Genomic DNA, 13,998 nt, shown 5'->3' on the forward strand with positions numbered 1-13,998 from the left:
CGCGATGCTCCATTCACTGCTCGTCAAGGACTACATGATCGGCGACCACCTGGCGCTTCATCCCGAGGACGAGGTTCTGCATGCCATCCACACTCTTCTTGAACACGGTCTAAGCGGTGCTCCGGTGGCCAATAGCAACGGTCATCTGATTGGTTTCCTTTCGGAGAAGGACTGCCTGAAGGTCGCACTCAATGCTTCCTACTTCGAGCAACAGGCCGGACTCGTCCGCGACTACATGAGCAAGAACGTGGTGTCAGTCACCGGCGACAGCAGTCTGATCGACGCCATCGAACTCTTCCTCGGACAGACCTACCGCTGCCTGCCGGTGGTGGAAGGCCAGCGGCTTATCGGACAGATCTCGCGTCGCGACATTCTCAGAGGTCTGGAAAAACTCCGGATCAGCCACAAGACAACCCGCATCCGCGGCGGCTGACGCCTACCCGGCGCGCCCATTACGGGCACGCCGGGCATCGCTGTCCTCAGGCAGCTTCCTCAACCGCCGGCTCTGGCGGCAACCACAGACACAAACCCTTGTTTGCCTTGGCAATATCGGCCAGCAGCTGATCGTGGGCTTCAAGCTCGGCCGCAGAGGCACGCTGAATCAGCTGCGGGGGCCGCTCGAAGCCGCCGCCGGCAGCGTCGGACTGCGCCGAACCGGGCTCTTCCTCAAGCGTCATGATCAGGCTCTCCTGACCACGCGTCATTGCCAGATAGACCTCGGCGAGCAACTCCGCATCGAGCAATGCACCATGCAGCGTCCGATGGCCATTGTCGATCGCAAAACGGTCACACAAGGCATCGAGCGAGGCCTTCTTGCCCGGGTTCTGCTCTTTCGCCATCTTCAACGTGTCGATCACGCCGCAGCACAACTGGTCGATCGGCGGCCGCCCCAGCAGGTTCAGCTCGTGATTGAGAAAGCCCACGTCAAAGCTGGCGTTGTGAATGACCAGTTCCGCATCGCGCACAAACTCCTCGAAGCTCTGCGCGACGCCGGCGAACTTCGGCTTGTCGGTGAGGAACTCCAGCGAAATGCCATGCACCGCCTCAGCCTCGGCGTCGATTGCGCGCTCGGGGTTGATGAAGACGTGGTAATGGCGTCCGGTCAGATTGCGGTTGAGCAACTCGACACAGCCGATTTCGATCACCCGGTCACCGTTGCGCCAGTCCAGACCGGTGGTTTCGGTATCGAGAACAATCTGTCTCATCAGTACTTTCCTTCGTGTTTCATGCCTGCGCCGTCCGGCCCGTCTTGCGTATCTCTTCGACCCCGCGCCGTGCGAGTTCGTCGGCGCGTTCGTTCTCGGGGTGGCCCGCATGTCCCTTCACCCACAGCCACTTCACCTGGTGCATGGCGACCGCCGCATCCAGCGTGCGCCACAGGTCTGCATTCTTGACCGGCTCCTTGGAAGCCGTTTTCCAGCCCCGCGCCTTCCAGCCCTTGATCCACTCCGAAATGCCCTTCTGCACGTACTGACTGTCGGTATGCACGCGCACCGTCACCGGCCGCCTGAGGAGTTCGAAAGCGCGGATCACAGCCATCATCTCCATGCGGTTGTTGGTGGTCTGGAGCTCGCCGCCCCAGATTTCCTTCTCGTGGCCACCGCTGCGCAGAATCGCTCCCCAGCCGCCCGGACCGGGATTGCCGCTGCACGCACCATCGGTGTAAATATCGACTTCTTCCATTTCTATTGGGTTTTCCTTGTACTTCCCGGATGAATTTCACGCTGGGCCACGGCCGACAGACGTTTTGAACGGGCACGCCGCTCGTTCCAGTTGGGCATGATCAGCCGCGTGCCCTGCACGCGCTTGATGCCCTGAACCACATATGCCGCCCCGCACACCGGCCACCAGCGGGGTCCAAACCTGTCCATGAAGCGCCACCGGTCCAGCCATTCGGGCGTGGTGACGGCGGGTACATAACAGCCAAAACCGCCTGGCTGGGTTTCGAATCCGAGCAGCGAGAACCAGTCCCTGATTCGCGGCACCGACAGATACTGTCCGGTCCACGGCATGACCCCGCCCTTGCGCGCCGCCAGCCGGCGCACACCCCACAGGCTGTAGGGATTGAAGCCACTGATCACCACACTGCCTTCCGGCACCAACACACGTTCGACCTCGCGCAGCACCTGATGGGGGCGAGCGGAAAACTCGAGCACGTGTGGCAGCACGACCAGATCAAGGCTGGCGCTGGCAAAGGGCAGGTCTTCATGCGAGGCAACAACCGCGACATCGCCGCGGCTCGCGCAGCGAAAACGGAACGGCATGCGGTTCGCGCTCAGGAAGTCCTGACCAGGCAATCCGAGCTGGATCGCGTTATAGCCAAAGATATCCGCCACCACCGCCTCAAGGCGCTTCTGCTCCCACTCGAGCAGATAGCGTCCTGGGGGTGTTTCCAGCCATTCCGACAAACCGGGGATTGACACGAATCGTCAGCGCTTCAAAATCCTGAAGATGCACATTATCCCTCTTCCTGCCTTCCGCGATAACTACATCTGGCTGATTCACGACGATCGCCACGCGGTCGCTGTCGATCCAGGTGATGCCGCGCCCGTCCTCGACTATCTTTCGGCGCATGGCCTGACGCTGTCCGCCGTGCTCGTCACCCACCATCACGCCGACCACGTCGGCGGCCTGGCAGCGCTGCTGAAAGCCTGGCCCGTACCCGTGTTCGGCCCCGCCAGCGAACGCATTGCCGGCGTCAGCAACCCGCTGTCCGATGGCGACAATGTCACCCTGCCCGGACTCGGCCTCAAGCTGACGGTACTCGATGTCCCTGCGCACACGGCCGGGCATATCGCGTATCACGCCCCCGGCCTGCTCTTTTGCGGCGACACCCTGTTCTCGGCGGGCTGCGGCCGCCTCTTCGAGGGTACGGCGGAGCAACTGGAAAAGGCACTCTCCCGTCTCGCCGCCCTCGATGGCGACACCCGGGTCTATTGCACCCACGAATACACCTTGTCGAACCTGGCCTTTGCCCGCGCGGCCGACCCCGACAACCCCGAACGTGACCGCTACGCCGCGCATTGCGAAACCTTGCGCGCAAAGGGTCGCCCCACGCTGCCGAGCACGATCGCGCTCGAAAAGGACATCAACCCCTTTCTGCGCACAAGCGAGCCCAGCGTGATCAAGGCGGTAAGCGAACACACGGGGAAGACGCCGGAAAGCCCACTGGACTGTCTGCGCGCGCTGCGCACCTGGAAGGACACCTTCTGACAGCCGGAAGGCTGGGGGAATACCTCGCCACGCAAGCCTGGATCGCGCGCTGCGGAGCCCGGCCTGGGCTCAATGCGGGCAGCGTCGACGCACCTTGGCCGCCGCGCCGCTGCAGGCGCCTTGCACCCGGAGAACCCGCTGCCCTACTCCGTCATGCTCAGGCCGAGCACGCGCGACACCGTCTCGATCACGCGCGCCGAGTTGAAGGGCTTGAGCACCATCCCCACCGCCCCCTGATCGACCACCGTAGTCACCGTCTCACGATCGCTGAGACCGGTAATCATCAACACCTTCAGCGTGGGAAAACGCTCACGCAGCTCGGTCAGAACCTCAAGCCCGCTGCGCCCCGGCATCATCACATCCAGGCACACCAGATCCGGCCCCAGTTTCTCGACCAGCTCGATCACCGCCTCGCCGTCGCGGGCCTCACCAACGACGTTGAAGCCCGCCTGCCGCAGAATGGCACGCAGCGCCATGCGGATGACTTCATTGTCATCCACAACAATGATTTTCTTGGACGCTCTCGTCACGCTTGCAATCCGATTTCCATATCATCTTGCAGACCCGCTGCAACCCGGTTCCGGCCTGACTTCTTGGCCCGGTACAAGGCATCGTCCGCTGATTTCAGCAAACGCTCAAAACCGTTCTCGTCACCTCGGGCAGGCACCATGCTCGCCACGCCCGCGCTGATCGTCACCACGTTTGCGGCCACCGAAAAGCGGTGCGTAATGGCAAGCGACTCGACACCGTCGCGCATCAGTTCCGCGACCCCAAGCGCGCCTTCGAGCGCGGTTTCGGGCAGGACGGCAGCAAACTCCTCGCCGCCGTAACGTGCCACAAGATCGGTGGGGCGGCGCAACTTCTGTTCAAGCGTACGCGCCACCGCCTTGAGGCATTCGTCGCCCACCTGATGCCCGTAGTTGTCATTGAAGGGCTTGAAGCAATCGACATCAACGATCACCAGCGACACCGGCGACTGCGCGCGCGATGCACGGCGCCACTCACGTCGCAGACTCTCGTCGAAACGACGGCGGTTGGCGATTCCGGTCAGACCATCGACTGCGGACAGGCGGGTCAGTTCCCGGTTGGCATCATCGAGCTTGCGTGTGAGAACGAGCAGCGAATAGCGCATCTGCGCGATCCGCTGCATCGCCCCGACCTTGGCCTTGAGCACGACCTCGGACACCGGCTTGACCAGATAGTCGTCTCCGCCGACCTCGATGGCCCGCTGCAGGTCGCCGTCGCTCGCGCGCGCGGTGAGAAAGATGATCGGCGTCCAGTCGCCGTCCCGCTCGAGCTGACGGATGCGGTGCGCAACCTCGAACCCATCCATGCCGGGCATGATGATGTCCAGCAATACAAGATCAGGGCGTTCGCGCTTGAACATTTCGATCCCGCTCGCCCCATCCCGCGCGTGCGACGCTGCCAGTCCCATCTTGGTGAGCTGATGACAGACCAGTGTCGCACTGGTGACAGTGTCCTCGATAACCAGAACTTTCATGTTTCCCGCAAGACGTGAAATAGGGGCATCCCGCAATCCTACCAAGGGAACACCCAAACTGTTGCGTCTTTCCGTATGTGTAAGTCCGTTTGACGCCCTTCCGGGTGCCCGATAGACTCCTTCGCTTTTCGCCGGTTGGGTCCGATGGCGAAGCTCTTTTCGCTGCTTTTCCTCGTCTTTGCGCTCCAAGCGTTCGCACCCGTTCAGGCTGCCGACAGCACGGACACGTCTGCGACGCTGCCATCCACCCCGGCGCCGAGCCCCCCGCCTGTTGCCGAGCCGCCCCCCGCACGGGTGCTGACGCTCGACCTGACTCGTGACGCCAACGATATCTGGGACCGCATCCGGCGTGGCTTTGGCATGCCAGATCTCGACAGCCCACTGGTGGCCGAGCAGCAGATCTTCTACCTGAACCGCCCGGGCTTCCTCAAGCAGGTGTTCTCCCGCGGCGGGCGCTATCTCTACTACATCGTCGACGAACTCGAACGGCGCGGCATGCCCACCGAGCTGGCCTTGCTGCCGATGGTAGAGAGCAGCTACAACCCCCTCGCCTACTCCCGGGCGCACGCATCCGGGCTGTGGCAGTTCATCCCGTCCACCGGGCGCAACTTCAACCTCACCCAGGACAGCTGGGTGGATGAGCGCCGCGACGTGATCGCGTCCACCAACGCTGCACTCGATTACCTGCAGACCATTTACGAGATGCATGGCGACTGGCAGCTTGCACTCGCCTCCTATAACTGGGGTGAAGGCGCAGTCGGACGCGCCATTCAGCGCAATCGCGACGCCGGGCTGCCGGCCGAATACAGCGAACTGAAGATGCCCAACGAGACCCGCAACTACGTTCCAAAGCTGCAGGCCATCAAGAACATCGTCGCCGAGCCGGAACTGTTCCATCTCGAACTGCCCTACGTCGCCAACGAACAGCACTTCGTCACCCTCAACGCACCGCCCGGCATCGACCTCGCAACTGCGGCGACATTTGCAGACATGTCGCTGGAAGAGTTTCTTGCACTCAACCCGGGATACAACCGTCCCGCCATCACCTCGCCGGGACAGACCCTGGTCGTGCCTGCCGACCGTGCGAGCAGCTTCGAAGCCCGCCTCGGCGAATTCGCGCTGTCGGGCAAGGGCTGGCGCACGCATGATCTGGAGCCCGGCGAAAAGCTCAACACCATTGCCGACCGTCACGGCCTCACCCTCGCGCAACTGATGCAGCTCAATGGCCTGGCCTCAGGCAGCCGGCTAAGCGCCGGTCACACCCTGCTGGTACCTGACGGCATCGATCCGAGCGGCGCCCTGGCAATCAGCCGCCTGCTGCCGGGCAACAGCCGCCTCTCCTCCCCGCCGGCCGTGAAGCTCAACACCAGCTCGGTCCCCAGCAAGAAGGCTAAGACGCCCGCAAAGGCCACGGCCAAGTCGTCGAAGCGCACGAACAACACCGCGAAAACACCATCCAGGGCGACTCAGCCGGCAACAAAGAGCACGGCGAAAACAAAACCTGCGCCCACCGCCAAGTCCGCTACTGCCAAGCCCACTACTGCCAAGTCCGCCGCAGCAAAGCCGGCCGCGACCAAGCCGGCCAAGGCAACGACGAAGCCGGCGTCCGCGAAGAACTGAACGCCAGCAGCCGCTTCGCCACAACAAGCGCGCAGGCAGCTGTCTGCCCCCGCCCTCGCTCAACAGTTGAAGCGCTGACCAACAGGACGAATGACTGCTGTGCTATCGTTTGATCAGAGGCGAGGGAGCGGCGACGGCATGCCAATTGGCATCGCATCGAGCCGAACATTGTGCACACCGCCTCCTGCAAGCAAACCACTAACGAGGAGATTGCACATGGCTACGAAACAACAGGATCAGTACAACGAACTCCAGAAGAAAAACCTTGAAGCTGCCATGCGCCTGGCACAACTCTCTATCGAGAATTCCCAGCGCGTCATGGAGATTCAGGTCGCCACGGCCAAGTCACTGTTCGAGGAAGGGGTGCAGAACGCCAAGGCGCTCGCAGCAATCAAGGACCCCAAACAGGCCGTCGAACTGCGCACCCAGTACGCGCAGACCACAACCGAAAAGATGCTCGCCTGCGCACGTGACATGGCTGAGATCACCTCGCGCACCCAGGCCGAGGTCGGCAAGCTGGTCGGCGAGCAACTGAGCACCGGCAGCCAGGATGTGTTCGAGGCCATGCAGAAGATGTTCCAGGGCATCCCGATCTCGGATCAGAATGCAATGAGCGCAATGCAGACGGCCATGGACACGACCCGCGCCGCCTTCGAACAGATGACCCGTGCCTCGACCCAGGCCTTCCAGGCGTTCTCCCAGCCGCCCTCCAAGGGCCGCAAGTAAGGCACAAGCTGGTCCGCAGCAAAACGGCGCCCGCAGGCGCCGTTTTTCTTGATGGTCCGCGTTCCAGGACCATCACATCACACTGCACACCGCCTCAACGGCGCTGCTCGATTTCGTCCCAGTCTTCGGACCAGCGCTCGGCAGCAGAGTCATCGCTCTCGCGCGCATCCACCCAGCGCGCCCCTTCCGGCGTTTCCTCCCGTTTCCAGAACGGCGCCCGGGTCTTGAGGTAATCCATGATGAAGGCGCAGGCCTCGAAGGATTCGCCCCGATGTTCGCCGGCAACGCCGACAAACACGATCTGGTCTCCGGGCAACAAGGGCCCGTAGCGGTGAATCACACGCACGCCATGCAGCTTCCAGCGCCGCCTGGCTTCGGCCACGATATCTTCCAGCGCCTGCTCGGTCATGCCGGGATAATGCTCCAGCGTCATCGCCGACACTTCGCTCCCCTCGCTAATGTCGCGCACCAGCCCGACGAAACTCGCGACGGCCCCCACTTCCGGGCGCCCGGCCGACAACGCGGCAATCTCTGCCCCCGTATCGAAATCTGCCTCCTGCACGCTCACGCTCATGGCTCAGCCTCCGGTAACCGGTGGAAAGAACGCCACCTCGTCACCCGCGGACAGTGCTGTGTCCGCCCCCGACATGCGCTGGTTGAGCGCCGCCCGCACATTGCGCCCCACACCAAGCGCCTCCCAGCCCTCTCCGCGTGCGGCCAGAAACGCGCGCAAGGCCCCAAGCGTGCCAACATCTGCGGGCACGTCGAGCTCCTCGCTGGCGCGGCCCACGGCCTCGCGAAGGCTGGCGAAATAGAGAATTCTCACTTTCATGGAACTCACCATAGCAAATCGCCGTAAGGCAGGAAACGGACCTTTTCGCCACGCGCGATCTTCGTGTCCGCCGGAATATCGACCAGACCATTGGCCCAGGTCGTTGAATTGAGCGCCGCAGCGCCCTGGTTGGCAAACAGTTCGACCGTGCCCTCGCTGGTCATGCGTGCGCGCAGGAACTCACGCCGGCGGTCGGGGCGGGTCCAGTCAAAGGCCGCAGTAAGCGTCACATCCTGCGACGCGACTTCGCTCACCCCCTGCGTGGCAAGAATGAATGGCCGCACCATCAGCAGGAAGGTGACGAAGCTCGACACCGGATTGCCCGGCAGACCGATGAAGGCCGCGCCATGCACCCGACCGTAGGCCAGCGGCTTGCCCGGCTTCATCGCGATCTTCCACATGTCCAGGCTGCCTTCGGCCTCGACCGCAGGCTTGACGTGATCCTCCTCGCCCACCGACACGCCGCCACTGGTGACGATCAGATCATTACCGTGGGCCGCCTCGCGCAAGACCTTGCGCGTGGCATCAAGATTGTCCGGCACGATGCCGAGATCAACGACCTCGCACCCGAGCTGGCTCAGCAGCGCGCGCAGCATGAAGCGGTTGGAATTGTAGATGCCACCCGGCGGCAGGGGCTGGCCGGGCATCACCAGCTCGCTGCCGGTCGAAAACACCGCGACCTTCATCCGTCGCAGCACCGGCAAGCGGGCCAGGCCCACGGATGCGGCCAGCGCCAGATCCTGCGGACGCAGGCGCGTACCTGCGGCCAGCACTTCGGCACCGAGCGCGACGTCTTCGCCGGCACGACGCACGGCTTCGCCAAACTTTGGCGCGTGATTGACGATGACCGAGTCGCCGTCGTGTTCGCACAACTCCTGCATCACGACCGCGTCCGCCCCGTCGGGCAGTGGCGCGCCGGTAAAGATGCGCGCAGCTGTGCCGGGCTCGAGCGTCGTCCCCACCGAGCCCGCCGGAATGCGCTGGCTCACCGGCAGGCGCGTGCCCGGCGCAGGCACATCGGCCACGCGCAGCGCATAGCCGTCCATGGCGGAGTTGTCCATCGGCGGCTGGCAGATCGGCGAATGCTGCGCAACGGCGAGCACCCGGCCGGCGGCCATCATGGTGTCGATCTCGTCGATCTCGTGCACCGGTCGTGCGTAGCCGACAATGCGGCCGAGCGCTTCATCAAAACTGAGCATATTGGCGTTCATGAGGCTTCCGGATAATCAAGAATGAATTGAACCACGACCGCCGGATCGTTCAGGGGCAGGCGCGGCATCGGGCAGTCGATATCGGCATCGCTGGCCACCGCCACCACATGCGGATTCTCCGGCCACAAGGGCGGCTTGCCGTGCGCCGGGCGGTGAATCTCGATCTTGGGCACGGCCGCGGCCTTGTAACCCTCGATCAGAACCACGTCGCAGGGCGCGAGCAGGCGCAACTGCTCCTCGAGCGTCGGCTCGGCACGCCCGCGCAGTTCATGCATCAGCACCCAGCGATCGTTGGACAGCATCAGCACCTGGGTGGCGCCCGCCTCGCGATGTCGATACGAGTCCTTGCCCGGGCGGTCGAGATCGAAACCATGGTGGGCGTGCTTGATCACCGATACGCGCAGACCGCGGGAGGTGATCTCGGGGATCAGCTTCTCCACCAGCGTGGTCTTGCCCGAGCCGGACCAGCCGGCAATACCAAATACTTTCATCATCGTGCGTCTGACCGACGTCTCGTTGTTCGGGACGAAGAGCATACAACAAGCCGGCACAGGCCGGACTTGATCGCGAACAGGCTGTGCCGGTGTGCGGCGCAGCCGGATTCAGTCGGCACTTCGCGGTGGAGGCAGGTTTTCGAGAAAGGCGACCGCCTCGCCCTCGACACGGGTCCTGCGCATCGGCGGCAGGCTGCGCCACACCACCTTGCCGTAGGACTTCTCGATCATGCGCGGGTCGCAGATGCACAGCACGCCGCTGTCACGCTCGGTACGGATCAGCCGCCCGGCGCCCTGCTTCATGCTGATGACCGCACGTGGCAACTGATGGTGAATGAAGGGGCTCAAGCCCTGACGCTGCATGTGCTCGACGCGGGCGGCAAGCACCGGATCGTCAGGCGGCGCAAAGGGCAGCTTGTCGATCACCACCAGCGAGAGCGCGTCGCCGGGCACGTCGACGCCTTCCCAGAAGCTCTGGCTGGCCACCAGCACCGCATTGCCGAGCTTGCGGAAACGGTCCAGCAGTTCGGTGCGTGACCCTTCACCCTGCAGCAGCAATGGCAGCGGATCATTGGCCTGCTGCAGCCCGTCCGCGATCAGCTCGTGCACCCGGCGCATCGCGCGCAGGGAGGTGCACAGCACGAAAGCACGCCCGCGCGCGGCGCGGATCAGCGGCAGCGCGGTACGGGCAACCGCCTCGATGTAGTCGGGCGAGTTGGGGTCGGGCATGCCTTGCGGCGCATACAGGAGCGCCTGAGTGGCGTAGTCGAAGGGGCTGCCCCAGACCGCGGTTATCGGCGGCGGGTCCATCCAGGCCAGCCCGAGCTCGCGGTTGTAGTGACCGAAGTCAGCCTTGCCCACCGCGAGCGTGGCCGAGGTAAACACCCAGGCCCGCGGCTGTGCCTCGAGCTGACGCTTGAAGACATCGGACACATGCAGCGGCGTGGCATTGAGCGCCAGCGACTGGGCAAAGATCTCCACCCAGCGGATCAGGTCCTTCTCGTCAGGGCTGAGCCAGCGCCGCAGCCGCTCGCTCATCTCCTGCGCACGGCGCAAGCAGTTCGCGAGCCCTTCCGAGCGTTCGGCCTGGGTGTCGAGCACCGCCTCCATCTTGTCGAGCGCCGCTGCCAGCGCATCCACCTGCGCGGTGAAGTCTTCCTTCTCTGCCGCCTGCGCCGCAGCCATACGGGTGCTCTCAGGGCCGAACACCAGTCGCAGGTCACGTGCCGCCTTCTCGAGCGCCCGCGTCTCGTCGATCAGGGCGATGCAGTCGCGTGCGCCGGATACGGTCTCCGAGCGCGTATCGCGCGCCAGCTCCAGCACCTGTGAAGTCGACACCGTCTCGCCAAAGAACAGGCTGGCCGTCTCGGGCAGCTGGTGTGCCTCGTCGAAGATCACGGCATTGCAGGCAGGCAGCAATTCGCCCATGCCTTCGTCGCGCAGCATCACGTCGGCAAAGAAGAGGTGATGGTTCACCACCACCACATCGGCCTCCATTGCAGTGCGTCGTGCCTGCATGACGAAGCACTCCTTCACCTGCGGGCAGTCCTGTCCGAGGCAGTTGTCGCGGGTGGAGGTCGCCGCGATCCACGCTGCGGAGTCTTCTCGCACATCGGTGCATTCGGCCTTGTCGCCGCTCTGGGTGACGCGGGCAAAGCGCGAGATGGCGCGCAGGTCGGCCGCGTCCTGCGGCGTCTGGAAGCGCCCGTCGCGCTCGTTACGCTCGAGGTGGTAATGGCACACGTAATTGGCGCGCCCCTTGAGCAGCGCAATCGACACCGGCACCTTGAGCGCGGCCCGCACCGTGGGCAGGTCGCGATTGAAGAGCTGATCCTGCAACGTCTTCGTTCCGGTGGACACGATCACCTTGCCGCCCGACATCAGTGCCGGCACGAGATAGGCGAAGGTCTTGCCCGTTCCGGTGCCCGCTTCGGCCACCAGCACCCGGTTGCCACGAATGGCCTCACCGATCTTCTGCGCCATCTCGACCTGCTGCGGGCGCGGGCGATAGCCGGGAATCGCCTGCACCAGCGGGCCATCGGACGAAAAGAGATGGGCGAAGTCGGTCATGAAAAGCGCAGGCAAAGCGGCATTCTAAGCCAAGCGCCCTGCCCGGTGCCCGTTGGCACACGCGTAATCGCACGAATGTGGAGCAGACTCGATCATGTCCCCGGGCGCCGGGACCGTCGCGCAGACACGGCATCGCCAGGCGCCAGACACACTAATTGGGGCGCGGATGAGGTCGCCGCGCTCCGTTTCACGCCATTGCAATATGTCGTGCCCAGAATCCGGATCTCTTATCCCCCCGGAGAACCCGAATGTCTCAGTCAACGCCGCTCGATTCCGAAGACCTGCCGACCAATACCTCCAGCAACGAACACTTCCAGTCGGTCGTAAATCGCGCCGTCAGCCGCCGTGGCTTTTTCAAGACCGGTCTCGGCCTGTCGGCCGCAGCCTTCATGTCAGGCGGTCTGAGCGGCTGCATCATCGAGGTCAATCCCAAGCCGCCGGCTGGCCCGCTCCTCGGCTTCACCGCCATCCCGACGTCGACCGACGACAGCGTCGCCGTCGCCCCGGGTTACACGGCAACCGTGTTCGCGCCGTGGGGCACGCCGCTCTTTTCCACCGGCGCAGGCTCGACCTGGGCCAGCGACGCCAGCGACGATGCCGCAGCGCAGGCACGTCAGGTCGGCGACAACCACGACGGCATCCACTACTTTGCGCTCAACGGCAGCAAGGAAGGCCTGCTGGTGATGAACCACGAATACGTGAACACTCGCCACCTGTTTGCCGATGGCGTGTCGAACAGCGCTGACGATGCGTACAAGGCCATCCACGCCCACGGCGTATCGGTCATCCACATCAAGCTCAAGAGCGGCAAGTGGGAGATCGTCATCGACTCCCAGTACAACCGTCGCATCACCGGCGACACGCCGATGCTGATCACCGGCCCTGCTGCAGGCGACGCGCTGATGAAGACCAGCGCCGATGCGTCGGGCACCCTGGTTCGCGGCACGCTGAACAACTGCGGCAACGGTTACACGCCGTGGGGCACCTACCTGACCTGTGAAGAAAATTTCAACCAGTACTTCGGCACCCGCAGCGGCAGCGACACGCGCACGACTGCGCAGAAGCGCTATGGCGTCAGCGGTCAGACCACCGGCTACGGCTGGGAGGAATACATCGACCGTTTCGATTACGCAAAGGAGCCCAACGAATCGAACCGTTTCGGCTGGATCGTGGAGATCGACCCCTTCGACCGTCATTCGACACCGAAGAAGCGCACCGCACTCGGTCGCATCAAGCATGAGAACGCTGCCTACACCCTGACCCCCGACAATCATGTCGTGGTGTACATGGGTGACGACCAGGCCAACGACTACATCTACAAGTTCGTATCCGATGGTGTCTACACCAAGGGCAACGACCGCGCCAACGCCAACCTGCTGGACTCGGGCAAGCTCTATGTTGCCCGCTTCAACGATGGCTCGACCACGGGCGACTTCATGGGCAATGGCGAGTGGATCCTGCTCGACAAGACGGCCAATGCCACCCTGGCCGCCGATTCAAGCTTTGCCAGCCAGGCCGAAGTGCTGATTCATACCCGCCTTGCTGCAGACGCTGTCGGCGCCACCAAGATGGATCGCCCGGAATGGGTCACCGTTCATCCGAGCACCGGCGAAGTCTATGCAACCCTGACCAACAACTCGGGCCGCTCCGTCACCGACGACGCCAACCCCCGTACCGCCAACCGCTACGGCCAGATCGTGCGCTGGCGCGAAACCGGTGGCGACGCAGCCGCACTGACCTTCGAGTGGGACATCTTCGTACTGGCCGGCAATCCGAACGTCTACCCCGATCGCAGCAACCTCAAGTCGGGCTCGGACAATGTCACCGTCGATAACACCTTCAACAGCCCGGACGGCCTTGCCTTCGACGACGTCGGCCGCCTGTGGATCCAGACCGACGGCAACTACAGCAACAGCGGCGAGTACGCTGGCCAGGGCAACAACCAGATGCTGTGCGCCGACCCCACGACCAAGGAGATCCGCCGCTTCTTCACCGGCCCGAAGGAGTGCGAGATCACCGGCGTCACCTTCACCCCGGACAGCAAGACGATGTTCATCAACATCCAGCATCCGGGTGAAGGCGGCAACAGCAACTGGCCGGAAGGCGGCAGCGCACGCCCGCGTTCGGCCACGATCATCATCACCAAGAACGACGGTGGCGTGATCGGCACCTGATCGTTCCAGCCCCGCCCTTGCCTCTGCGGGCAAGGACCGAGCCCGGCGCTGCATTCCCGAGTAAGGGGATGCAGCGCCGGGTATTCCTGCACTCCTGAACCCGAGCCCGATACCCCCCGGTCTCGATCCACTCTCAACCCGCTCTCAACCCATGCCT

Annotated in this window: 15 protein-coding genes; 5 read left to right on the top strand and 10 right to left on the bottom strand. The window is 63.7% G+C overall.

What is annotated here, in order from left to right:
• Positions 1-4 precede the first annotated feature (4 nt).
• Positions 5-433: a CBS domain-containing protein gene (locus AC22G6_RS13360; protein ID WP_108974047.1), complete on the top strand. Its 429-nt coding sequence runs from the start codon at positions 5-7 to the stop codon at positions 431-433.
• A gap of 46 nt (positions 434-479) precedes the next feature.
• Here AC22G6_RS13360 and dnaQ read toward each other — a convergent pair whose 3' ends face one another.
• The 3 genes from dnaQ to AC22G6_RS13375 are packed head-to-tail and all read right to left on the bottom strand — an operon-like array spanning position 480 to position 2,423.
• The gene (gene dnaQ, locus AC22G6_RS13365; protein WP_487367175.1) at positions 480-1,205 is read right to left on the bottom strand and encodes a DNA polymerase III subunit epsilon; all 726 of its coding nucleotides are present in this window, start codon (positions 1,203-1,205) and stop codon (positions 480-482) included.
• 19 nt (positions 1,206-1,224) lie between these two features.
• Entirely contained in the window at positions 1,225-1,683 is a 459-nt protein-coding gene (rnhA, locus tag AC22G6_RS13370) for a ribonuclease HI (RefSeq protein ID WP_487367176.1), read from the bottom strand.
• 2 nt (positions 1,684-1,685) lie between these two features.
• Positions 1,686-2,423 carry a class I SAM-dependent methyltransferase gene (locus tag AC22G6_RS13375; protein ID WP_487367177.1) on the bottom strand — a complete coding sequence of 246 codons (738 nt, stop codon included), beginning with the start codon at positions 2,421-2,423 and terminating at the stop codon, positions 1,686-1,688.
• A gap of 28 nt (positions 2,424-2,451) precedes the next feature.
• Here AC22G6_RS13375 and gloB point away from each other — a divergent pair, with 28 nt between their 5' ends.
• The gene (gene gloB, locus AC22G6_RS13380) at positions 2,452-3,213 is read left to right on the top strand and encodes a hydroxyacylglutathione hydrolase (protein WP_487367178.1); all 762 of its coding nucleotides are present in this window, start codon (positions 2,452-2,454) and stop codon (positions 3,211-3,213) included.
• 143 nt (positions 3,214-3,356) lie between these two features.
• Here gloB and AC22G6_RS13385 read toward each other — a convergent pair whose 3' ends face one another.
• The gene (locus tag AC22G6_RS13385) at positions 3,357-3,743 is read right to left on the bottom strand and encodes a response regulator (protein WP_487367179.1); all 387 of its coding nucleotides are present in this window, start codon (positions 3,741-3,743) and stop codon (positions 3,357-3,359) included.
• A complete protein-coding gene (locus AC22G6_RS13390; RefSeq protein WP_487367180.1) occupies positions 3,740-4,714 on the bottom strand; it encodes a diguanylate cyclase in 975 nt (324 codons plus the stop codon). The genes AC22G6_RS13385 and AC22G6_RS13390 overlap by 4 nt, the downstream gene beginning before the upstream one ends.
• Before the next feature lie 144 nt (positions 4,715-4,858).
• On the opposite strand from AC22G6_RS13390, the gene AC22G6_RS13395 reads away from it, so the two are divergent.
• Positions 4,859-6,334, top strand: coding sequence for a transglycosylase SLT domain-containing protein (locus tag AC22G6_RS13395; RefSeq protein WP_487367181.1), 1,476 nt, complete (start codon positions 4,859-4,861; stop codon positions 6,332-6,334).
• A 216-nt stretch (positions 6,335-6,550) separates the two neighbouring features.
• Complete coding sequence (locus tag AC22G6_RS13400; RefSeq protein WP_487367182.1) at positions 6,551-7,060, top strand: phasin family protein; 510 nt, start codon at positions 6,551-6,553, stop codon at positions 7,058-7,060.
• 94 nt (positions 7,061-7,154) lie between these two features.
• Here AC22G6_RS13400 and moaE read toward each other — a convergent pair whose 3' ends face one another.
• From moaE to yoaA, 5 genes are all read right to left on the bottom strand, one after another.
• The gene (gene moaE, locus AC22G6_RS13405; RefSeq protein WP_108947764.1) at positions 7,155-7,634 is read right to left on the bottom strand and encodes a molybdopterin synthase catalytic subunit MoaE; all 480 of its coding nucleotides are present in this window, start codon (positions 7,632-7,634) and stop codon (positions 7,155-7,157) included.
• A gap of 3 nt (positions 7,635-7,637) precedes the next feature.
• The gene (gene moaD / locus AC22G6_RS13410) at positions 7,638-7,892 is read right to left on the bottom strand and encodes a molybdopterin converting factor subunit 1 (protein WP_487367183.1); all 255 of its coding nucleotides are present in this window, start codon (positions 7,890-7,892) and stop codon (positions 7,638-7,640) included.
• Positions 7,893-7,897: 5 nt separating this feature from the next.
• Entirely contained in the window at positions 7,898-9,103 is a 1,206-nt protein-coding gene (locus AC22G6_RS13415) for a molybdopterin molybdotransferase MoeA (RefSeq protein ID WP_487367184.1), read from the bottom strand.
• Positions 9,100-9,594, bottom strand: a complete 495-nt coding sequence (gene mobB / locus AC22G6_RS13420; RefSeq protein WP_108951124.1) for a molybdopterin-guanine dinucleotide biosynthesis protein B — start codon at positions 9,592-9,594, stop codon at positions 9,100-9,102. Before mobB ends, AC22G6_RS13415 begins: the two co-directional genes overlap by 4 nt.
• Before the next feature lie 111 nt (positions 9,595-9,705).
• Positions 9,706-11,667, bottom strand: a complete 1,962-nt coding sequence (yoaA, locus tag AC22G6_RS13425; protein ID WP_487367185.1) for a DNA repair helicase YoaA — start codon at positions 11,665-11,667, stop codon at positions 9,706-9,708.
• Between the two features lie 248 nt (positions 11,668-11,915).
• On the opposite strand from yoaA, the gene AC22G6_RS13430 reads away from it, so the two are divergent.
• Positions 11,916-13,841: a PhoX family protein gene (locus tag AC22G6_RS13430; protein WP_487367186.1), complete on the top strand. Its 1,926-nt coding sequence runs from the start codon at positions 11,916-11,918 to the stop codon at positions 13,839-13,841.
• The last annotated feature ends 157 nt before the right edge of the window (positions 13,842-13,998 follow it).

Source organism: Parazoarcus sp. PS-13 R2A (assembly GCF_057621855.1).

Excerpts from the sequence above, each read along its gene's own strand:
- AC22G6_RS13360 (WP_108974047.1), top strand. The coding sequence starts at position 5 with ATGCTCCATTCACTGCTCGTCAAGGACTACATGATCGGCGACCACCTG.
- dnaQ (WP_487367175.1), bottom strand. The coding sequence starts at position 1,205 with ATGAGACAGATTGTTCTCGATACCGAAACCACCGGTCTGGACTGGCGC.
- rnhA (WP_487367176.1), bottom strand. The coding sequence starts at position 1,683 with ATGGAAGAAGTCGATATTTACACCGATGGTGCGTGCAGCGGCAATCCC.
- gloB (WP_487367178.1), top strand. The coding sequence starts at position 2,452 with ATGCACATTATCCCTCTTCCTGCCTTCCGCGATAACTACATCTGGCTG.
- AC22G6_RS13390 (WP_487367180.1), bottom strand. The coding sequence starts at position 4,714 with ATGAAAGTTCTGGTTATCGAGGACACTGTCACCAGTGCGACACTGGTC.
- AC22G6_RS13395 (WP_487367181.1), top strand. The coding sequence starts at position 4,859 with ATGGCGAAGCTCTTTTCGCTGCTTTTCCTCGTCTTTGCGCTCCAAGCG.
- AC22G6_RS13400 (WP_487367182.1), top strand. The coding sequence starts at position 6,551 with ATGGCTACGAAACAACAGGATCAGTACAACGAACTCCAGAAGAAAAAC.
- moaE (WP_108947764.1), bottom strand. The coding sequence starts at position 7,634 with ATGAGCGTGAGCGTGCAGGAGGCAGATTTCGATACGGGGGCAGAGATT.
- moaD (WP_487367183.1), bottom strand. The coding sequence starts at position 7,892 with ATGAAAGTGAGAATTCTCTATTTCGCCAGCCTTCGCGAGGCCGTGGGC.
- AC22G6_RS13415 (WP_487367184.1), bottom strand. The coding sequence starts at position 9,103 with ATGAACGCCAATATGCTCAGTTTTGATGAAGCGCTCGGCCGCATTGTC.
- mobB (WP_108951124.1), bottom strand. The coding sequence starts at position 9,594 with ATGAAAGTATTTGGTATTGCCGGCTGGTCCGGCTCGGGCAAGACCACG.
- yoaA (WP_487367185.1), bottom strand. The coding sequence starts at position 11,667 with ATGACCGACTTCGCCCATCTCTTTTCGTCCGATGGCCCGCTGGTGCAG.
- AC22G6_RS13430 (WP_487367186.1), top strand. The coding sequence starts at position 11,916 with ATGTCTCAGTCAACGCCGCTCGATTCCGAAGACCTGCCGACCAATACC.